The organism is Pseudoduganella guangdongensis (genome assembly GCF_009857475.1).
Classification (GTDB): domain Bacteria; phylum Pseudomonadota; class Gammaproteobacteria; order Burkholderiales; family Burkholderiaceae_D; genus Rugamonas; species Rugamonas guangdongensis.
Genome location: NZ_WWCJ01000060.1, coordinates 1 through 350 on the forward strand (window position 1 = coordinate 1; position 350 = coordinate 350).

Annotated in this window: 1 rRNA gene; it reads right to left on the reverse strand. The window is 46.6% G+C overall.

What is annotated here, in order from left to right:
* Positions 1 to 278 (reverse strand): 23S ribosomal RNA (locus tag GTP41_RS26820); the annotation flags it as partial.
* Between the last annotated feature and the right edge of the window lie 72 nt (positions 279 to 350).

Here is a 350-nt window from a genome sequence, read left to right on the forward strand (position 1 = left end):
CGACTATCACGTACAGGCTCTTCCCATTTCGCTCGCCACTACTTTGGGAATCTCGGTTGATTTCTTTTCCTGCAGCTACTTAGATGTTTCAGTTCGCCGCGTTCGCTTCACACACCTATGTATTCAGTGAGTGATGACCTATAAGGCCGGGTTTCCCCATTCGGAAATCTTCGGATCAAAGCTTGTTTGTCAGCTCCCCGAAGCTTATCGCAGACTTCTACGTCCTTCATCGCCTGTAATCGCCAAGGCATCCGCCATGTGCACTTATTCACTTGTCCCTATAACCTTGACGGCTATAAGTTCAAGCATTTACTACTGTGTTTGATGAGTTTTACTACTACCCTAAGTGA